The 17,432-nt window shown below is 71.0% G+C and carries 17 protein-coding genes; all 17 read right to left on the reverse strand.

Features of this window, described 5'->3' with window-relative positions:
- Positions 1-75: 75 nt before the first annotated feature.
- The 17 genes from nusB to rpsD all read right to left on the reverse strand — a co-directional run bounded on the left by nusB (position 76) and on the right by rpsD (position 17,291).
- The gene (nusB, locus tag ACWDSL_RS33765; RefSeq protein WP_014174966.1) at positions 76-528 is read right to left on the reverse strand and encodes a transcription antitermination factor NusB; all 453 of its coding nucleotides are present in this window, start codon (positions 526-528) and stop codon (positions 76-78) included.
- Positions 529-530: 2 nt separating this feature from the next.
- Positions 531-1,097: an elongation factor P gene (efp, locus tag ACWDSL_RS33770; RefSeq protein WP_014174967.1), complete on the reverse strand. Its 567-nt coding sequence runs from the start codon at positions 1,095-1,097 to the stop codon at positions 531-533.
- Between the two features lie 57 nt (positions 1,098-1,154).
- Positions 1,155-2,270, reverse strand: coding sequence for a M24 family metallopeptidase (locus ACWDSL_RS33775; RefSeq protein WP_450491765.1), 1,116 nt, complete (start codon positions 2,268-2,270; stop codon positions 1,155-1,157).
- 13 nt (positions 2,271-2,283) lie between these two features.
- Positions 2,284-4,452, reverse strand: a complete 2,169-nt coding sequence (locus tag ACWDSL_RS33780) for a zinc ribbon domain-containing protein (RefSeq protein ID WP_450491766.1) — start codon at positions 4,450-4,452, stop codon at positions 2,284-2,286.
- 4 nt (positions 4,453-4,456) lie between these two features.
- Entirely contained in the window at positions 4,457-5,161 is a 705-nt protein-coding gene (locus ACWDSL_RS33785; RefSeq protein ID WP_450491767.1) for an IS607 family transposase, read from the reverse strand.
- Positions 5,162-5,385: 224 nt separating this feature from the next.
- A complete protein-coding gene (locus ACWDSL_RS33790; protein WP_450491768.1) occupies positions 5,386-6,297 on the reverse strand; it encodes a Pro-rich N-terminal domain-containing protein in 912 nt (303 codons plus the stop codon).
- A gap of 149 nt (positions 6,298-6,446) precedes the next feature.
- Entirely contained in the window at positions 6,447-6,887 is a 441-nt protein-coding gene (aroQ, locus tag ACWDSL_RS33795; protein WP_450491769.1) for a type II 3-dehydroquinate dehydratase, read from the reverse strand.
- The gene (aroB, locus tag ACWDSL_RS33800) at positions 6,884-7,978 is read right to left on the reverse strand and encodes a 3-dehydroquinate synthase (protein ID WP_450491770.1); all 1,095 of its coding nucleotides are present in this window, start codon (positions 7,976-7,978) and stop codon (positions 6,884-6,886) included. The genes aroQ and aroB overlap by 4 nt, the downstream gene beginning before the upstream one ends.
- Complete coding sequence (locus ACWDSL_RS33805; RefSeq protein WP_089510375.1) at positions 7,975-8,478, reverse strand: shikimate kinase; 504 nt, start codon at positions 8,476-8,478, stop codon at positions 7,975-7,977. Before ACWDSL_RS33805 ends, aroB begins: the two co-directional genes overlap by 4 nt.
- A gap of 35 nt (positions 8,479-8,513) precedes the next feature.
- The gene (gene aroC / locus ACWDSL_RS33810; protein WP_089510376.1) at positions 8,514-9,698 is read right to left on the reverse strand and encodes a chorismate synthase; all 1,185 of its coding nucleotides are present in this window, start codon (positions 9,696-9,698) and stop codon (positions 8,514-8,516) included.
- A 126-nt stretch (positions 9,699-9,824) separates the two neighbouring features.
- Positions 9,825-10,673 carry a shikimate dehydrogenase gene (locus ACWDSL_RS33815; protein WP_450491771.1) on the reverse strand — a complete coding sequence of 283 codons (849 nt, stop codon included), beginning with the start codon at positions 10,671-10,673 and terminating at the stop codon, positions 9,825-9,827.
- A 9-nt stretch (positions 10,674-10,682) separates the two neighbouring features.
- Entirely contained in the window at positions 10,683-12,407 is a 1,725-nt protein-coding gene (gene mltG / locus ACWDSL_RS33820) for an endolytic transglycosylase MltG (RefSeq protein WP_450491772.1), read from the reverse strand.
- A gap of 104 nt (positions 12,408-12,511) precedes the next feature.
- Positions 12,512-12,985: a Holliday junction resolvase RuvX gene (gene ruvX / locus ACWDSL_RS33825; RefSeq protein WP_089510379.1), complete on the reverse strand. Its 474-nt coding sequence runs from the start codon at positions 12,983-12,985 to the stop codon at positions 12,512-12,514.
- The gene (gene alaS / locus ACWDSL_RS33830) at positions 12,982-15,651 is read right to left on the reverse strand and encodes an alanine--tRNA ligase (RefSeq protein WP_450491773.1); all 2,670 of its coding nucleotides are present in this window, start codon (positions 15,649-15,651) and stop codon (positions 12,982-12,984) included. The genes ruvX and alaS overlap by 4 nt, the downstream gene beginning before the upstream one ends.
- Positions 15,651-15,980, reverse strand: coding sequence for a DUF6167 family protein (locus ACWDSL_RS33835; RefSeq protein ID WP_450491774.1), 330 nt, complete (start codon positions 15,978-15,980; stop codon positions 15,651-15,653). The genes alaS and ACWDSL_RS33835 overlap by 1 nt, the downstream gene beginning before the upstream one ends.
- A gap of 9 nt (positions 15,981-15,989) precedes the next feature.
- Positions 15,990-16,436, reverse strand: coding sequence for a DUF948 domain-containing protein (locus ACWDSL_RS33840; protein ID WP_450491775.1), 447 nt, complete (start codon positions 16,434-16,436; stop codon positions 15,990-15,992).
- A 240-nt stretch (positions 16,437-16,676) separates the two neighbouring features.
- Positions 16,677-17,291 carry a 30S ribosomal protein S4 gene (rpsD, locus tag ACWDSL_RS33845; protein ID WP_014174980.1) on the reverse strand — a complete coding sequence of 205 codons (615 nt, stop codon included), beginning with the start codon at positions 17,289-17,291 and terminating at the stop codon, positions 16,677-16,679.
- Positions 17,292-17,432: the final 141 nt, after the last annotated feature.

The following is a 17,432-nucleotide window of genomic DNA, read 5'->3' on the forward strand; positions in this document are numbered from 1 at the left end:
CGGTGGGACCGAAAGGTTCCACCGCCCCCGGCGGCTTTGTACGCGTAAGGCTCCGAGCGCTCGGACTCGAAGCGCTCAGGCTTCCGTGGTGGGCTGCTGCTCGCCTCGGCGCAGACTCGGCTTCAGCTCCTTGAAACGGCCGAGAAGCCCATTGACAAAGGCCGGTGAGTCATCGGTGGAGAACTCCTTGGCGAGCTGCACCGCCTCGTCGATCACGACGGCGTCCGGAGTCTCGTCCTCCCACACCAGCTCGTAGGCGCCGAGCCGCAGAATGTTCCGGTCGACGACCGGCATCCGGTCCAGCGTCCAGCCCACCGCATAGGTGGAGATCAGCTCGTCGATCCGGGCCGTGTACTGGGCGTACCCCTCGACGAGCTGCATCGTGTATTCGCTGACCGGCGGCTGCCGGTCGTCGGTCCGGGCGTGCCGGATCCAGTCCGCGAGGACCGTCTGCACGGAGGTGCCACGCTGATCGGCCTCGAAAAGGATCTGGAAGGCACGCTTACGGGCCTTGTTGCGGGCAGCCACGGTTAGCTGTTCACCCGACCGAGGTACTCACCGGAACGGGTGTCGACCTTGATCTTCTCACCGGTGGTGATGAAGAGCGGGACGCCGATCTCGTAGCCGGTCTCGAGCTTGGCGGGCTTGGTGCCGCCGGTGGAGCGGTCGCCCTGGACGCCGGGCTCGGTGTACTCGATCACCAGCTCGACGGCGGCCGGCAGCTCGACGTACAGCGGGTTGCCCTCGTACATCGCCACGACGGCCTCGAAACCCTCGAGCAGGTATCGGGCGTTGTCGCCGACGACCTCGGGGCTGATGTAGATCTGGTCGAAGGTGTCCATGTCCATGAACACGAAGCTCTCGCCGTCCTTGTACGAGAACTGCATGCCGCGCTTGTCGACAACTGCCGTCTCGACCTTCACGCCGGCGTTGAAGGTCTTGTCGACCACCTTGCCGGACAGCACGTTCTTGAGCTTGGTGCGGACGAAAGCAGGGCCCTTGCCGGGCTTGACGTGCTGGAACTCGACGACGGACCAGAGCTGGCCCCCGTCGAGCTTGAGCACCAGGCCATTCTTGAGGTCGTTCGTGGATGCCACGGTTGCGGGATCTCCTGGACTACAGCTGGTGGGACCACAAAGATGCGACGCGCAGAGTCAGAGCGCCAGCAGCTCCTTGGTCGTGATGGTGAGTAGCTCGGGTCCGCCGTCCGCCTCGGGGCGGACGACGAGCGTGTCGTCGATCCGGACACCGCCCCGGCCCGGGAGGTGGACCCCCGGTTCGACAGTGACCGGCACACAAGCGTCCAGTTTACCCATGGCCGAGGGTGCGAGCCGAGGGTCCTCGTCGATTTCCAGGCCCACGCCGTGTCCCATCCTCGGTGCAAGCCCCTCGCCGAACCCCGCGGAGTCCAGCACCTGACGGGTCGCGCGGTCCACATCCCGGCAGGCCGCACCGGGTACCAGCGCCTCCCGCCCGGCCCGCTGCGCCGCGAAGACCGCGTCGTACAGCTCCACCTGCCAGGTGGCGGGAGACGGTCCGATCACAAACGTGCGCCCCACCTCGCAGCGGTAGCCGCGGTAGTCGGCGCCCAGACCGATGGTGAGGAAGTCGCCCTCCTCGACCCGCCGGTCGGTGGGTGTGTGCCCGGCCCGGCCCGAGTTCGGCCCGGTGGCCACGACCGTGGGGAAGGCCGGGCCGTCCGCGCCGTGATCCACCAGCCGGCGCTCCAGCTCCAGCGCCAGATGCCGCTCGGTCCGGCCGACCAGGATCGACTCGAGCAGCTCGCCGAGCGCCTGATCGGCGAGCTCGGCGGCGATCCGCAGGCAGGAGATCTCCTCGTCGTCCTTGACCAGCCGCAGCTGCTCCACGGCCCGGCCCAGATCCACCAGCCGCAGCCGGGGGGCGGCCGCGGCGAGCCCCCGGTGGCGGGCGACCGTCAGATGGTGCTCCTCGACGGCCAGCGACTCGGCGCCGTCCGCGGCGGCCAGATCGGCGGCGGCCCCGGCCGGGTCCCCGCCCTCACCGGGCAGCACGAGAATCCGCAGGTCCTCGGGCTGGTACGAACCACCGGGCAGCGGCTCCCAGAACGGCGTCAGGGGCGCCACCAGCACGTCCTGGACCGGCCCAAGCAGCAGCACGGCACCGGGCGGCACCCCGCCGCCGCACAGATAGCGCACATTGGCCGACCTGGAGACCAGCGCGGCCTCACCACCCGCCGCCGCGCACTGATCGCGCAGCCGGGCACGTCGGGCCGCGTACGCCTGGGACATGATCCTGAGCGTCTCAGAAACTCTGTGTGTGCCTGCGGATTTCAGGCTTTTCGGGCGCGGCGTGGCCGTGTGCTGCCGCCCGGGGTCCGAACCTCGGTGTGAGGGGGTGGACTTCGGTGGCGCGCACGTGGTGGAAACCGGCCCGCTCGGCGGCGTGGATGCGCCGTCGACAGGTTTCGCGGGAGAGCCGCCCCCGCCGGGCCGGAGGATGATCCGGGCGGGGTGGGGCGGGTACTCCATGACCTGGCCCCGGCCCGGGTGGGGCCGGGGTCTGGGTGTCATGCCCCGCAGGACGCTTGACCACCCCGGTGGGGGTGGCGGCGGGGACCGTACGCACATCGGGCATACGGCGGGAAGTCTGTGCAGTGGCACCGGCCATGGTCCGGGCGGTGATGCGGGCCCGGCGGTCGGAGGCGGGTCTGCTGGGGGTGGGGCGGGTCTTGCCCGGGGTGGTCTTCGGCCCGCGTGGCTGGGCGGGGAGGGTGGCCGTGCGGCGGGCGCGGCGCAGGCGGCGGGTGGTCTTCTTCGGGCGGCGCACCATCGTGACGGTGCCCTCGGCTGGGGTGCGGATGGTACGGATACCGGTGGTGCGGTCGGTGGTGGTGTGGGTCTGGCCGAGGAGGCCGCGGGAGACGATGCGGCGGGCGGCGGCGTGGTCGCGGTCCAGGGACAGGCCGCACCTGGTGCAGTGGGCCCACTTCCAGCCGCGTTCACCCAGCCGGTCGGGCGCGGGATGGTGGCCCAGTGCTCCCAGGCACTGGGGGCAGAGCTTGGAGGTACCCCGGGCCGGGACGGTGACCACCGTGATGTGCTGTTTGGCGGCCAGGTGCCGTATCGCCTCGGCGACGGTGCCGCGCACCTGGCCGGACAGCCGGGCGTTGCCCCGCCGCCTCCCGCGGGCTTCCAGGGTGGCGAGGTCTTCGAGGTAGATGACGGACGCGCCGAGTGCGGCTGCCTGGTCGACGGCCCAGCGGGCGGCCGACCAGGCCAGCGCGTCGTTCAGGTGGCGGATGCGGGCGCACACCCGGGCATGCTCGCGCTCCAGCACCGCCGCCTTGTCCAGCAGGACGCCCCAGGCGCGGTGTGGGGCGCCGAGGGAGGCCGCGAGCGCTTGGTAGTGGTCGCGTTTGGCGGCGAGGTGTTCGCGGTGGGTGCGCAGCCGGTGGAGTTTCGCACTGACCGTGGTGGCGTCGAAGATCAGGGGACGGCCGTCGGTGACCACCCGCCGGGCGCTTTGGGGGCCGGTCAGGCGGCCCACGGCGCCGGTCAGCAGGGTGTTCACACCCCAGTCGATTCCGACCGCCACGGTGTGCCCGGTGGCCGGGGCCGTGGCCACCGAGCGGGAGTGGGGCAGGTCGATGGCGATACGGCCGCCCGGGGTGGGGCGCAGGGTCGGGGCGTGCAGCAGCGCGTCCGGCTCGACGGTGGCGGGCAGGCGCAGGTCGATCACGTGCCAGGCCCAGTCCCGCCGGGAGACGGGCGCGGCGCACAGTGGGAGCTTCACCCGCAGCCGGGCACACACCTCGTCCAGGCGCGCAAGAGTGGTCTGCTGGCGGTCCATCGCCGCCAGCAGTACCAAAGCGGTCACCGTCGGGGGTTCTTCCAGCTCGCACAGTCCGGACGGCAGCCGCCCCGCGTGTGCTCGGGCGAAGTCGCGGATCTGCCGGGTCCGGTTACGGATCTCCGCCCCACCCACCCCCGCAGGCAGCCTCGCGCGCAACGCGGCCCACTCCGCCCCGCTGCGCCGGGACGGGTCGGCGGGCCAGGTCGCCAGCAGCGCCATGACGACGGCCCGGCGGTACAGGGCCAGCCGCAGGGTACGGGCCGCCTGCTCCTGGCCGGCCCGCCGCACCCGGTCCGACACATACACCCCCACAGCCCCGCCCACCCCGGCACCCTCAGCAGGAGCAGGAGCAGGAGCAGAGGCCGGGGCGGGGGTGTTCCAACCCAGGCGGCGCAGGGCCATCCAGCCCTTGGACGGCAGGCTCTCACCCCGCTTGTCCACACCGGCCGCCAGCACCTCCAGCGACGCCTCATCCCACCGGGACACGACCAGCTCAGCTGCCAGATCCCGGCACAAGACACCGAGGAAACCCACCCGCTCGTACAGCAGGCGCTGCCCGACCCTGTGCCCGCCGTCTTCCAGGACGGCACCAAAAGCGGTACACGTCGCCGTCGCCATCAACCTAGCCACAACCATCTCCCGCCCACACGCCTTCGGCTTCGGTTTCGGGAGCAGGGAAGCGCTCCGGACCTCCGCTCCGGGTGCCGGTACCGGAGGCCAGATCACCGATCCGCCCTTCGGCCTCTGCCAGCAGCCGTCGCCGCGCCTCGCGCGAGCGCAGCCCGTACATCCGCCCGGCGAAGGTGGCCACCAGGGACATGAAGTCATCCAGCAGCTCTTCCATGCCCCCGGCCGTGCCCTTGGCATGCAGGACCTCGACCACCACCTCGCGATGAGCCAGCACCTCGATCAGCCAGGCGGCACCGAACCGGGCCAGACGGTCACGATGAGTGACACGTACATGGGTGAACTCTCCTGCGGCGGCCCGCTTCAGCAGCCGGTCCAGACCCGGACGCGACTCCCGCAGCCCCGAAGCCCGGTCCCGGAACACCGCGACCACCACGCCCGAAGCCGACGCCCGCAACTCCGCCTCCTGCGCGGCCAGCGACGACTCCTGCCCACTGGTGCCCGAGACCCGCACATACAGCGCCTCACGCCGCTCAGCCGACGCCGCACCCCCCGTCAGCGCGTCCAACGCCTCGATAGAGAAACGCCGCTCCCGGCCCACCCACACCACCGGGACCCTGCCCTCGTTCGCCCACAGCCGCAGTGTCCCCGGGTGCACACCCACCCTGCGCGCGACCACCGCCAAACGAAGAAGCTCCATGAACACGGACCCTACGACCGCATCAACACCAGACAGTCCCAACCAGCATGAACCCCACACAATCGCATGACAGTTCGCTAGATTACCTGCAGATCCACACCAACCCCGCTATGCAGCATCAACAACGTTCCGTAAGCGAAGCGCCCAACAGTTGAAGACCCTACGCAGTGGAGCCTTCGACGTCCGGTCGAGCGGTCCCCCCGAGTGAAGGTTTCCTCACTCACTCACCAGCTGGGCGGGGAGGCGATGCTGCGGGCGACGACCTCGTCGAGCATGCGGGCCGTGGTCTCCACGTCGTACGTGGAGTTGTCGATGATCGGCAGGCCCGAGCCGTACCAGCCGGCCATCCGGCCGTGGATGCGGGCCACTTCCTCGTCGCTCAGCCGGCGATTGCCGCTCCGGGCCGCGTTCCGCTCCAGGACGATCTCGAGGCCCGGCAGCACGACGACCGGCAGCAGCCCGGGGCCGACATGGCGCTTCCAGCCGCCGAGGCCCACGACCGGGCGGTCCGGGAAGACGGCGTCGTCCAGGATGCAGGAGATCCCGTTGGCCAGAAAGTTACGGGCGGCGAAGCCGCAGGTGCGGCGGGCGAGACGGTACTGCGCCTCGGAGTTCTCGTTCCACCCCGACTGGGGGTTGGCGAAACCGGACCTGACCCATTCGCGGACGTCGTCCAGGCTGATATGCGCGGTCGGCACCCGCCGGCGGTCGGCCCAATGGCGGGCGACGGTCGTCTTGCCCGCCCCGGCCGGGCCGATCAGCAGCACCGCCACCGCCGCCTGCGAAGCGTCGGCCATCGCCGCGCCGCCCGCCGGCGGATGCGGCAGCGGCACCGGGCCGCCGGGCGGAAGCTGGATATGGCCGGTGACGCCCGACGGGTCCATGGGCGGCGGGGCCGGTGTCGGATGGAGCGGGGCCGGAGGGACGGGGGGCGGCGGCGCAGGGTGGGTCGGGTGGGAGCCAGGGGGGCTGGTCGGGTGGGAGCCGGGCGGGCTGGCCGGGTGGGGGCCGGGGTGGTGGGCCTGGTGGGGTCCCGGGTGGTGGCCGGTGCCCTGGGCCCAGCCCGCGCCGCCCGCGTCGGGGGCCGGTCCGGGCTGATGGGGCGGTGGCAGCGGAGCTCCCACTGAGTGCTGCATCCGGTGGCACTCCGTCTCGTGCAGGCGGTCTGGTACTGGCAACTGTCGCGTGAAGACGCGGCGGTGGAGCCGGTTCTACCGAACGGTACCTGCCCCGGCCGCCACTATGTGAACGGCCGGGGAATACGGTGTGTGCCCAGTGACAGCCGTCATCCGGCCAATTCGTCGGCCAAAGCACGCAATGCGAGGCGATACGACCCGATTCCGAACCCGGCGACGGTGCCGCTGGCGACCGCCGCGATAACAGAGTTGTGACGGAACTCCTCCCGCGCATGCGGGTTGGAGATATGCACCTCGACCAGCGGCGCGGTGCGTTGCGCCGCCGCGTCCCGCATACCGTACGAGTAGTGCGTGAAGGCACCGGGGTTGATGACGACCGGGATCGAGCCGTCCGCCGCCTCGTGCAGCCAGCGGATCATCTCGCCCTCGTCGTTGGTCTCCCGCACATCCACCTCGAAGCCCAGCTCGGCGCCGAGTTTCCCGCACTCCTCCACGAGCCCGGCGTAGGAGGTCGCGCCGTAGACGTCCGGCTCACGGCTGCCGAGCCGCCCCAGGTTGGGACCGTTGAGGACGAGCACCCTGCGGGTCACGCGGACACCTCTCCGTACGCCGCGAGCAGCACGGCCGGGTCCGGGCCCTCCAGCACCGCGGGCTTGGCCAGACCGTCGAGGACGATGAAGCGCAGCAGGTCGCCGCGGGACTTCTTGTCGACCTTCATGGTCTCCAGCAGCCGGGGCCACTGGTCGCCGCGGTAGGTCAGCGGCAGGCCGACGGAGCCCAGGACCGCGCGGTGCCGGTCGGCCGTGGCGTCGTCCAGGCGTCCGGCGAGGCGGCCCAGCTCGGCGGCGAAGACCATGCCGATGGAGACCGCCGCGCCGTGCCGCCACTTATAGCGCTCGTTCTTCTCGATGGCGTGGGCGAGGGTGTGGCCGTAGTTGAGGATTTCCCGCAGCCCCGCCTCCTTGAGGTCGGAGGAGACGACCTCGGCCTTCACTCGGATGGAGCGCTCGATGAGCTCGGCGGTGTGCGGTCCCGCGGGGGTGCGGGCCGCCTCCGGGTCAGCCTCGATCAGCTCCAGGATCGCCGGGTCGGCGATGAAGCCCGCCTTGATGATCTCGGCGAGGCCGCTGACGTAGTCGTGGACCGGCAGTGAGTCGAGCGCGGCCAGGTCGCACAGCACCCCGGCCGGCGGGTGGAAGGCGCCGACCAGGTTCTTGCCCTCGGCGGTGTTGATACCGGTCTTCCCGCCGACCGCCGCGTCCACCATGCCGAGCACGGTCGTCGGGACGGCGATCCAGCGCACCCCGCGCAGCCAGGTCGCCGCGACGAAGCCCGCGAGGTCGGTGGAGGCGCCGCCGCCGATGCCGATGATCACATCGCTGCGGGTGAAGCCGGTCTGGCCGAGCGCCTTCCAGCAGTACGCGGCGACCTCGGCGGTCTTGGCCTCCTCCGCGTTGGGCAGCTGGATCGCGATGGCCTCGTAGCCCTGTCCGAGCAGGTCCTGGCGGATGGCGTCGCCGGTCTCGGCCAGCGCCTCCGGGTGCAGCACGGCGACGCGCTTGGCCGCTGTGCCGATGAGGCCGGGCAGCTCGCCGAGCAGCCGGTGGCCGACCAGGACCTCGTACGGCTCGCTGCCCGCGGTGCCGCCGACCTGGATACGGGTGGGTGTGTCGGTGCTCATGCGTCCTTCAACTCCAGTGCGTCGAGGACCGCGTCGGCGACGTCCTCGGGGGTGCGGCCCTCGGTCGACACGACCGCGCGGGCCACCTCGGTGTACAGCGGACGGCGCTGCTCCATGAGCTCGCGCCAGCGCTGCCGCGGGTTGACGGCGAGCAGCGGGCGCGGCGCGTCGAGGCCGGTGCGCTTGACCGCCTCGGCGACGCCCATCTCCAGGAAGGCGACCGGCAGATCGGCCAGCAGGGCGCGGGTCGAGTCGTCCAGGATCGCGCCGCCGCCGAGGGCCAGCACCCCGCGGTGCTCGGCGACCGCGGCGCGCACGGCCTGCCGCTCCAGCTCGCGGAAGTGCGGTTCGCCCTCGTCGATGAAGATCTCGGAGATCGGCTTGCCTGCCGACTCGACGATGTCGGTGTCGGTGTCCCGGAAGCCGGTGCCCAGCCGCTCGGCGAGCACCCGTCCAACGGTGCTCTTCCCCACGCCCATGGGCCCGACCAGCACAATCACCGGCCCGCTCGCTCCCGGGCCAGTCGCCTGGCCGCTCACTTGATGGCCAGGTTGTCGAGGAAGCCCTTGACGTTGCGGCGGGTCTCGGTGACCGAGTCGCCGCCGAACTTCTCCGCGACGGCGTCCGCGAGGACCAGCGCCACCATCGCCTCCGCGACGATGCCCGCGGCCGGGACCGCGCAGACGTCCGAGCGCTGGTGGTGGGCCTGGGTCGGCTCGCCCGTCGTGACATCCACCGTGGCCAGGGCCCGCGGCACGGTCGCGATCGGCTTCATCGCGGCGCGCACCCGCAGCAGCTCGCCCGTGGTCAGCCCGCCCTCGGTGCCACCGGAGCGGCCGGAGGCGCGCCTGATGCCGTCCTCGCCCGGCACGATCTCGTCGTGCGCCTTGGATCCCGGCACCCGGGCCAGGCCGAAGCCGTCGCCGACCTCGACGCCCTTGATGGCCTGGATGCCCATCAGGGCGGCGGCCAGCCGGGCGTCGAGCCGCCGGTCCCAGTGGACATGCGAGCCCAGGCCCACCGGCACGCCGTACGCCAGCACCTCGACGACGCCGCCGAGCGTGTCGCCGTCCTTATGGGCCTGGTCGATCTCGGCGACCATCGCGTCGCTCGCGTCCGCGTCCAGGCAGCGCACCGGGTCGGCGTCCAGCCGCGCCACATCCGCGGGGGTCGGGTACACGCCGTACGGGGCCTTGGCCGCGGCCAGCTCCACGACGTGGGAGACGATCTCGATGCCCGCCGTCTCCTTCAGGTACGAGCGGGCGACCGTGCCGAGCGCGACGCGCGCGGCGGTCTCGCGGGCGCTGGCCCGCTCCAGGATCGGCCGGGCCTCGTCGAAGCCGTACTTCTGCATACCCGCCAGGTCCGCGTGGCCCGGGCGGGGCCGGGTCAGCGGGGCGTTACGGGCCAGCCCTGCGAGCACGTCCGGGTCCACCGGGTCGGCCGCCATGACCTGCTCCCACTTGGGCCACTCGGTGTTGCCGACCATGATGGCCACCGGGGAGCCGAGGGTGAGGCCGTGCCGTACGCCGCCGAGGAAGGTGACCTCGTCGCGCTCGAACTTCATCCGGGCGCCGCGCCCATAGCCGAGCCGCCGGCGGGCGAGGGCGTCCGCCACCATGTCGGTGGTGATCGGCACACCGGCGGGCAGCCCCTCCAGCGTCGCCACGAGTGCGGGGCCGTGCGACTCCCCCGCGGTCAGCCAGCGCAACCTGCTCAACGGTGCTCCTCATGCTCGCGCCTCGACGTACGGCGGCATGGCCCGGGCAGCGCGCGGCCCTGGCCCGCCACCTCCGATCCTCCCACGTCCGAGCAGCCCTACGAGCGCCGGTCCACCAGGCGGGACTCAGCTCACGCGGCCGGCGAGGGCCGCCTCGCCCGCTTCGCGCATGGTGGCCAGGGGGGCCGGGGTCCGGCCGGTCATCTGCTCGACCTGGAGCACCGCCTGGTGCACCAGCAGGTCCAGACCGCTGACGACCGCGCCGCCGCGCTCCGCCCAAGCGGCCGCGAGCCGGGTCGGCCACGGGTCGTACAGCACGTCGAAGAGGGCACCGGGGCGGTCGGGGACGGACGCGGCCAGCTCGTCCGTGGTGCCCGCGGGGGTTGTGGCGATCACCAGGGGGGCACGGAATGCCTCGGCCGCGTCGTCCCAGTCCGCCGTACGGACCCCCACCCCCAGCCGCTCGCCCCACTGCCGCATCTCCGCGGCACGCGCCTCGCTGCGCACATACGCGGTGACCTCGCCCTCGCAGAGGCGGGACAGGGCGGCCAGGGCCGAGGATGCCGTGGCCCCGGCGCCCAGCACGGCGGCGCCCGCCACCCGCTCGACACCGCGCTCGCGCAGCGCCGCGACCATGCCGGGGATGTCGGTGTTGTCGCCGACCCGGCGGCCGTCATCCGTGAAGACAACCGTGTTGACCGCTTCCACCGACGCCGCCGTATCGCTGATCTCGTCGAGCAGCGGGATGACCGCGCGCTTGAGCGGCATGGTCAGGGACAGCCCCGCCCACGGCCGGTCACCGGCCGTCGCGTCCAGCCGTTCGAAGAAGCCGGGCAGCGCGGCCTCGTCCACCTCGTGGCGGTCGTAGGCCCAACCGGCCAGGCCCAGCTTCTCGTAGGCGGCGCGGTGCAGCACCGGGGACAGGGAGTGGGCGATCGGCGAGCCGAGCACCGCGGCCCTGCGGTTTTCCGACATCTGTCGTCCTCAGCCGTTCTTGCGCTGCTTGTTGAACTTGTCGACCCACTTCTGGTGTTCCGCATAGGTCTTGGAGAAGTAGGTCTTTCCGTCGATGGCGACGAAGTAGTACCAACCCTCGTCCGTGGGGTTCATGGAGGCCTTGAGGGCGTCGTCACCCGGGTTGCCGATCGGGCCGGGCGGCAACCCCTGGTAGAAGTACGTGTTGTAGGGGTTGTCGTAGTTCTTGATCTCCGCGACGGAGATGTCGAGCTTGCTCTGGTTCTTGATGTAGTTGTACGTCGAGTCGAATTCCAGCTTGCCGTTGGTCTCGGTGTTGCCCGGTTCGAGGCGGTTGTAGACCACCTCGGCCATCTTGCGGAATTCGTCGTGGGTGACGCCCTCCGCCTGGACCAGGCTGGCGACGGTGATGAGCTGGAGCGGCGACTTCAGGCCCAACTTCTTGGCCTTGCCCTCGAGGTCGTAGTTGGCGTAGTGCTTCTTCGCCTGGGCGACCATCTTCCGCAGGACGTCCTCGGGTTTGGTGTCCTTGCCGGCGCTGTAGCGGGAGGGGTAGAGGAAGCCTTCGAGCGGATCCTTGATCTTGGAGTTGTCGTCGGCCCAGTCCGGCAGCCCGAGGTTCTTGGCCTCCTTAAGGGCGACGTTTTTGGTCGTGCCCGCCTTGAGGCCGATCTTCTTGTCGATCGCGGCGTAGATCTGCGCGTTGCGCATGCCCTCCGCGACGATCAGGCCGTTGCTGCTCGCAGGGTCGACCATGAGCTTCACAGCCTCAGCCGCGGACATGTGCTTGCGCAGCGTGTACGAACCGGGCTGGATGCTGCCGCCCTTCTCGTTCGCGTCGGCGGCTTCGATGAACGCGTCCGTGCTCTTCACGACGCCCTTGTCCTTGAGGATGTTCCCCATGGCGGTCACGCTCGCCTCTTCGGGGATCTCCACCGCGACCTCACCGCTGCCCGCGCCCGAGTAGTCCGGCGCGGGGCCGAAGCGGCTCTGCCAGAACTGGTAGGCGAAGTAGCCGCCTCCGCCGACGACGCCGACCAGCACCACGGTCACGAACAGGCAGGCGACTCCGCTGCGGCGCTTGGCGGGCTTTTTGTTCCGGCGCCCGCGGCCCTCGTCCTCGTCGGCGTCTTCGTCGTCGTACTCGTCGTCGGCACGGTCGTCGCGGAGTATGTCGCCTCCGCCGTCGCCGTCCCGGAAGAAGGGGTGGTCGTCGGCCGGTTCGTCGTGCTCGGCCTGCTCGGCGACGGGCTCCTGGGGCTGGGGAGCCTGGCGCTGAGGGGCCTGGGAGCCGTCCCAGTGAGGCTGCTGCGGGTAGCCGCCGGTGTCGTGCCCGTGTCCGTCCCACTGGGGCTGCTGCTGAGGCTGCTGGTGTTGCTGCGGCTGCTGGGGCTCCTGCGGGTAGCCCTGGGGGTACTGCTGGTGGGCGTACGGGTCCTGTCCGTAGGGATCCTGCGCATACGGGTCATGGCCGTAGCCCTCGTGCCCATAGCCGTCGTTCCCATACCCCTGCTGGGGATACTGCTGCTGATGACCGCCCTGGCCGTAGGGGTCCTGGCTGTAGCCGCCGTGGCCCTGGGGGCCGGGCTGGGCGTAGGGGTCCTGTGCGTAGGCCTCCTGGGCGTACGGATCGTGACCGGTCGCCGTCTGGTGACCGCCCCATCCCTGATCCCCGTACAGCGGGTCCTCAGGATCCCACGATTGGGAGCCGGTACCCCGGCCGTAGTCAGTCATCGAACCCCTAGCGACGCACGGCGGCAGCCGAGGTGTCACCCATGTCACACGTCACGCGCCAGGCGACGGCTGCCCTGGCCGCGCGGAACGTTACCGTATCGCGATCAGATGACCACTTCGACGGCCTCGCCCGGTGCACGCCCGGAGACACGCTCGGTCTCCAGTGCGCTTTGCAGAATGACGACGGCAGCCGCCTGGTCAACGACCGAACGGCCTTTCTTCGAGGTCACGCCCGAGGCCCGCAGGCCCTGAGCAGCTGTGACAGTCGTCATACGCTCGTCGACCAGCCGCACCGGGACCGGCGCGACGCGGCGCGCCAGCTCCCGTGCGAAGGTGCGCACCTTGGCCGCGGCCGGCCCCTCCCGCCCGCTGAGCGAGCGGGGAAGGCCGACCACCACCTCGATCGGCTCATACTCCTCGACGACGGCCGCCAGCCGCTTGTGGGCGGCCGGGATATCCCGCCCCGGCACGGTCTCCACCGGGGTGGCGAGGATCCCGTCGGGGTCGCACGAGGCGACCCCGATCCGGGCGTCCCCGACGTCGATCGCGATGCGCCTGCCGCGTCGCACGGCGGTCAGGCGGCTTCCGCGACAAGCCGCTCGACGGCGGCCGCGGCCTCGTCGACGGCGTCCGGGTTGGTGCCGCCGCCCTGGGCGACGTCCGGCTTGCCGCCGCCTCCGCCGCCGAGGGCCTTGGCCGCGGCGCGGACCAGGTCACCGGCCTTGAGGCCACGCTCGCGGGCGGCCTCGTTGGTGGCGATGACGGTCACCGGGCGGCCGTTCGCGACGGAGAACAGGGCGACGACGGCCGGGCGGTCGCCAGGAATGCGTCCGCGCACGTCCAGCACCAGCTTGCGCAGGTCGTCGGCGGCGGTGCCGTCCGGCACCTGGCCGGTGACCAGGGCCACGCCCCGTACGTCCTTGGCGCCCGCGGCCAGCCCGGCGGCGGCCTGGAGCACCTTCTCGGCGCGGAACCGCTCGATCTCCTTCTCGGCCTCCTTGAGCTTGGCCAGCATCCCGGAGATCTTCTCCGGCAGCTCCTCAGGCCGGCCCTTGACCAGGTCGGTGAGTTGGGAGACGACGGTGTGCTCGCGGGCGAGGAAGTTGTACGCGTCCACGCCGACCAGGGCCTCGACCCGGCGCACGCCTGAGCCGATCGAGGACTCGCCGAGCAGCTTCACCAGACCCAGCTGGGCGGTGTTGTGCACATGCGTGCCACCGCACAGCTCCTTGGAGAAGTCGCCGATGGTCACCACGCGCACCCGGTCGCCGTACTTCTCACCGAACTCGGCGATGGCGCCCTGCTTCTTGGCCTCCTCCATGCTCATCACCTCGGCGGTGACATCGAGCTCACGGGAAAGGACCTCGTTGATCTTCTGCTCTACGTCGGTGAGGACCGCGCCGGGCACGGCGGCCGGCGAGCCGAAGTCGAAGCGGAAGCGGCCGGGCGAGTTCTCCGAACCGGCCTGGGCGGCGGTCGGGCCCAGGGCGTCGCGCAGCGCCTGGTGGGTGAGGTGGGTGGCGCTGTGGGCGCGGGCGATGGCGCGCCGGCGCTTGATGTCGATCTGGGCGTACGCCCCGGCGCCCACGGTCACCTCGCCCACCTGGACGGTGCCCTTGTGCACGCTGACCCCGGGCACCGGCTGCTGGACGTCGCGCACCTCGACGACGGCGCCGGAGTCCAGCCGGATCCGGCCGGAGTCGGCGAGCTGGCCGCCGCCCTCGGCGTAGAACGGGGTGCGGTCGAGGACGACCTCGACCTCGTCGCCCTCGGTGGCGGCGGGCGAGGGCAGGCCGTCGACCAGCAGGCCGACGACGGTGGACTCGCCCTCGGTGTCGGTGTAGCCGGTGAAGACGGTCGAGCCGGAGGTGTCGGCGACCTGGCGGTAGGCGGACAGGTCGGCGTGGCCGGTCTTCTTGGCCTTGGCGTCGGCCTTGGCCCGCTCCCGCTGTTCCTTCATCAGGCGGCGGAAGCCGTCCTCGTCCACCGAAAGGCCCTGTTCGGCGGCCATCTCGAGGGTGAGGTCGATCGGGAAGCCCCAGGTGTCGTGGAGCAGGAACGCCTTGTCGCCGGCGAGTACCGTGCTGCCCGCGGCCTTGGTGTCGGTGACGGCGGTGTCGAGGATGTTGGTGCCGGCCTTCAGCGTCTTCAGGAAGGCGGCTTCCTCGGCGAGGGCGACGGTCTCGATGCGCTTGCGGTCGGTCAGCAGCTCCGGGTACTGCTGGCCCATCGTCTTCAGGACGACGTCGACGAGCTCGCCCACGACCTGCTCGGTGGCGCCCAGGATGCGCATATTGCGGATGGCACGGCGCATGATGCGGCGCAGCACATAGCCGCGGCCCTCGTTGCCGGGGGTGACGCCGTCGCCGATGAGCATCACGGAGGTGCGCATATGGTCGGCGACCACGCGCAGCGAGACGTCGCTGTCGTGGCCGGCGCCGTAGCCGACGCCGGTGAGCTCCGTGGCCTTGTCGATCACGGCGCGCAGGTTGTCGGTCTCGTACATGTTGTGCACGCCTTGCAGGATCATCGCGAGGCGTTCGAGGCCGAGACCGGTGTCGATGTTCTTGGAGGGCAGGTCGCCGAGGATCGGGAAGTCCTCCTTGCCCTCGCCCGCGCCCCGCTCGTACTGCATGAAGACCAGGTTCCAGATCTCCACGTACCGCTCGTCGTTGACGGCCGGGCCGCCCTCGACGCCGAACTCGGGGCCACGGTCGTAGTTGATCTCGGAGCAGGGGCCGCAGGGGCCGGGGACGCCCATGGACCAGAAGTTGGGGCCCATGCCCAGGCGCTGGATGCGCTCGGCGGGGACGCCGATGACGTCACGCCAGATCCGCTCGGCCTCGTCGTCCTCCTTGTAGACGGTGATCCACAGCTTCTCGGGCTCCAAGCCGTAGCCACCCTCCTCGACGGAGGTGGTCAGCAGCTCCCAGGCGAGCTTTATGGCGCCTTCTTTGAAGTAGTCGCCGAAGGAGAAGTTGCCGCACATCTGGAAGAACGTGCCGTGGCGGGTGGTCTTGCCGACCTCTTCGATGTCCGGCGTACGCACACACTTCTGCACGCTGACGGCACGGTCGAAGGGCGGCTTCACCTCGCCGAGGAAATACGGCTTGAAGGGGACCATGCCCGCGGGAACCAGCAGCAGCGTCGGGTCGTCCGCGATGAGCGACGCCGAAGGCACGACGGTGTGCCCGCGCTCTTCGAAGAAGCGCAGCCAGCGGCGGCGGATTTCAGCCGACTCCATCAGTGGTCCTCATTTCCGGCTTTTGGGTGGTTGTACAAGTAATTCTGCGTGAGCTCGGCGCGGCCGCGCTGCGCGGGCAGCTGCTTGCGGTCGGGCGCGGGCGCCGCGCTCAGGCCCAGGGCGTCCTTGAGCGCCGCCTCCCGGTCGGCCATGCCGTCGCGTACGTCGAGCGCGAACACCTTGATCCGCCGCCCCGCGAGCACCGCCCGGTCGGCCGCCTGCGCCGCCAGGCTCTCCGGAGTCAGCTGATTGAGCTTGCGGTTGACCTTGGTGGTGGCCCACACACCGGCTGCGACCCCGGTGGTGAACCAGAACGTACGGCGGAACATTCCGGTCTCTCAGCCCTTCGATGCACGGTTGCGACGGCCGCCCCGGCGGGCGGACGGCAGGGTCTTGCCGACGACGACGGCGCGCGTGGTCTCGCCGTCCGGGTGCTGCTGCCCCTTGCGGCCGATCGCGCGCCGCACGCCGTAGCCGAAGGCGGCGACCTTCACCAGCGGCCCGCCGAAGGCCGAGGAGACGGTCGAGGAGAGCGCGGAGGCGTTGGAGGTGACCTCCTGCACATCCGCCGCGATCGAGTCCACGCGGGCGAGCTGGGTGTTGGCGGAGCGCACGGTCGCGGACGCCTCGCTGAGCAGCGGTACGGCCTGCTCGGTGACCTCGGCCACCAGCTTGGTCGCGGCCTTGAGCGTCTGGGCGAGCCTCACCAGCGCGAGGGCGAGGAAGGACACGAGAATCGCCCAGAAAACGGCCACGAGGATCCCGGCCACCTCTCCACCGGACACGTTGCACGCTCCCTGCTGCTGCTCGTCGTGGGTAGATCGTCCGTCGGCCGCCGTCACGGGCGGGTGGGTCGTCATCCGAGACGGGCGGCAGGTATCGACCCTATCGCGCCGGGCACCCCTGCCCGAACCGCATTACGGTCGCCCGGAAACGCCTCGCGGGTCCCCGTCGACCATGTCGAAGGGGACCCGCGGGGTGCGCATGCGCGCCGGTGCTCGTACAGCCGGCGCCGCCCGGCCGGATCAGCGGGCGTAGTACTCGACGACCAGCTGCTCGTCGCAGATCACCGGGATCTCCTTGCGGTTCGGGTCCCGGTCCAGGCGGAAGGCCAGGGCCAGCAGGTTGACCTGCAGATAGCGCGGGGTCTCGCCGTCCAGGGCGTAGCCGCCCTCGCGCGCCACCTGGAAGGGGTGCTTGTCGCGGCTGCGCTCGCGGACCATCACCACATCGTCCGGGCGGACCCGGAAGGACGGCTTGTCGACCTTGCGGCCGTTGACCTCGATGTGGCCGTGGACCACCATCTGGCGGGCCTGGTAGATGGTGCGGGCGATCCCGGAGCGCAGGACGAGCGCGTCCAGACGGCGCTCGAGCTCGATGACCAGAGCCTCGCCCGTCTTGCCTTCGGCCTTGCGGGCGCGGTCGTAGGCGCGGGCCATCTGGCGCTCGCTGATGTCGTACTGAGCGCGCAGACGCTGCTTCTCGAGCAGCCGGACCTTGTAGTCACTGTTCTGCTTGCGGCCACGACCGTGCTCGCCCGGCGGGTAGGGGCGGGTCTCGAAGTACTTGACGGCCTTCGGGGTCAGCGCGATACCGAGCGCTCGCGACTTCTTGACCTTGGGACGCGACTGGTTGGGCACGGGGAACGAACCTCCGATATAAGTTAGGTGAGCCTTACCTTAGCCGAGGAGGACGCATGTTTCGACCTGGGATCCCCCTGCCCAGCGCTGGTCAGAGCACCGAGGAGGGTCAGCCGCGTCCCGCGGAAGAAGCTCCGCGGC

The sequence above is a fragment of the Streptomyces sp. NPDC000941 genome, from assembly GCF_053599555.1.